Source organism: Allobosea sp. CER48 (assembly GCF_044752385.1).
Lineage (GTDB): Bacteria > Pseudomonadota > Alphaproteobacteria > Rhizobiales > Beijerinckiaceae > Allobosea.
The window spans coordinates 1-2,161 of record NZ_JBIWYK010000493.1 but is presented as its reverse complement, the minus strand read 5'-3'; the positions used below and the strand labels follow the sequence as shown (position 1 = coordinate 2,161).

At 69.7% G+C, this 2,161-nt stretch carries 3 protein-coding genes; all 3 read right to left on the bottom strand.

Annotated features, from left to right (window positions below; all coding sequences use genetic code 11):
- Positions 1–67: 67 nt before the first annotated feature.
- Positions 68–556: a GlcG/HbpS family heme-binding protein gene (locus ACIPIA_RS14765; protein WP_400510640.1), complete on the bottom strand. Its 489-nt coding sequence runs from the start codon at positions 554–556 to the stop codon at positions 68–70.
- A gap of 156 nt (positions 557–712) precedes the next feature.
- Positions 713–1,318, bottom strand: a complete 606-nt coding sequence (locus ACIPIA_RS14760) for a response regulator transcription factor (protein WP_400510638.1) — start codon at positions 1,316–1,318, stop codon at positions 713–715.
- A partial coding sequence (locus tag ACIPIA_RS14755; RefSeq protein WP_400510637.1) for a sensor histidine kinase occupies positions 1,315–2,161 on the bottom strand: 847 nt, incomplete at its 5' end. The genes ACIPIA_RS14760 and ACIPIA_RS14755, both read right to left, overlap by 4 nt.

Sequence of the window (2,161 nt, the reverse complement as noted above, 5' to 3'; positions counted from 1 at the left end):
TCCCCGAATGGCAAGACAGGCAACCGCGCGAGCGGCCACCTGCCTCATACTGGCCGAAAGGCCGGACTCAGCGCAGCTTGGCCTTCGCCCTCTCGATGCCGGCATTGGCGCATTCCTCGTCGAGATGGCCGCCGGGCGCGCCGCCGACGCCGACCGCGCCGATCACCTCGTCGCCGACCTTGACCGGCACGCCACCGCCGAGCAGCAGGAAGCCCTCGATCGAGGCCATGTGACGCGCGGCCGGGTTCTTCTCGGCACCCTCGGCGATTGCGCTGGTGACGTTGCGGGCGGATGCGGCGGTGAAGGCCTTGTCGCGGCTGGCCGCGACGGTATGCGGGCCGGCACGGTCGGCGCGGAGAACGGCGCGAACCACGCCGGCGCGATCGACCACCGTGGCGGTGACGTTGAAGTTCTTGGCGGCGCAGGCCTCGACGGTGCCCTGTGCGATTTCCTGCGCGATGGCGAGCGGCATGTTGCGCTCCTGCAGGACCTGGGCGCCGGCGACGGCCGGGACGAAAGCAAGCGCCGCGGCGGCGGCAAAAACGACCTTGGACATGATCACTCCGATGCGGGGCATGGGCGAGCCCTGAGCTCGACAGGAGCCAAGCTACTGAACCGCGGCGGGAATTTGGATCGGTGCGGCGCCGGAGGTTTCTCCGTAATCCTACGGAGAAACGGCATCCCCAGAGCGCGCAGTCAGTTGCTCTCCGCCCTATCCGTCGAGGGCGAAGCGGACCATCTCGGCGACCGAGCCCGCGCCAAGCTTTTCGGCGATATTGGCCCGATGAGTCTCGATCGTCCGTGGCGAGACATCGAGCGCCCGGGCGATCTCCTTCGTCGAAAGCCCCTCCGCGACGAGATCGAGGATCTCGCGCTCGCGCTGCGTCAGCTTCGCGAGCACGGCTTGCCGCCCGGCGCGCGCGGCCTGCGTCCGGCTGATCGCGTCGAGCTGCGCAAACCCGGCCTCGATCGCCTCGAGCAGCACCTGCTCGTCGATCGGCTTGGTCAGGAAATCGACGGCGCCGGCCCTGAAGGCACGGCGGCAGGCGGCGACGTCGCCATGGCCGGTGATGATGACCGTCGGCATCCGCTCGGCCTCGGTCGCCATGCGCTCCAGCAATTGCAGGCCGGACGTGCCGGGCATGCGGATATCTGCGATGACGCAGCCGTCCTGCCGTGGATCCGGGCGTTCGAGAAAGGCCTGCACGCCGGCGAACGGCCTTGCTGCGAAGCCCATGGTTCGCAACAGCAGCGTCAGCGCGTCGCGAACGTCGACGTCGTCGTCGATCAGGTAGACGATACGGGCAGCGGGCTTCATTCGGCGGCGATCCCCTGCGCGCCGGCCAACACCGGAAGGCGGACTATAAACGCCGCGCCCCGCCCGGCCTCGCTGTGCGCGGCGATGCGCCCGCCAGCCGACTCGACCAGGCGCTCGCAAAGCGGCAGGCCGAGCCCCATGCCGCCGCTCTTGGTGGTGAAGAACGGCTCGAACAGGCGGGCCAGATCGGCCTCCGCGATTCCCGGTCCGCTATCGCTCACGGCAATCTCCGCTCCGTCACCGAGAAGCTGTGTCGCGAGGGTGATCTCGCGGCGGGTGCCCGGGGCCCCCTCGACCGCTTCCGCGGCGTTGCGAACGAGGTTGTGCACGACCTGCTCGACCGAGACCCGATCGACCCGCGCCATCAAGGGCAGAGGACTGAGCTCCAGCTGCAGCACGATCCCGCGCTCCTGCAGGTCGCGCTGGGTCAGGGCTACGACATTGCGGACGATCTGGTTGAGGTCGTTCGGCTTTGGCTGCGGCTCGCGGCGCGTCACATAGGCCCGCAGCCGCTCCAGGATCTCGCCGGCGCGGAGCGCGTGACGCACGTTGGCATCGAGGACCCCGATCAGCTCGTCCGGCTTCGCCACCCCCGACCGCGCGAGGCGCAGGCCGGCCTGGCTCTGGCTCAGGATCGCCGTCAGCGGCTGGGTTATCTCATGGGCGATGCCGGACGCCATCTCGCCGACCGTGTTCACTCGCATGGCATGGGCAAGCCGCGCATCCTGCTGATGCAGACGCATAGCCTCGCGCGCCCGCTGGCTGGCGCGCCGCTCCCGCACCACTGCGAGCAGCAGCAGCACGGCGAGGCCCGAAGCCAGCGGCCAGCCGATCAGCAGGGCC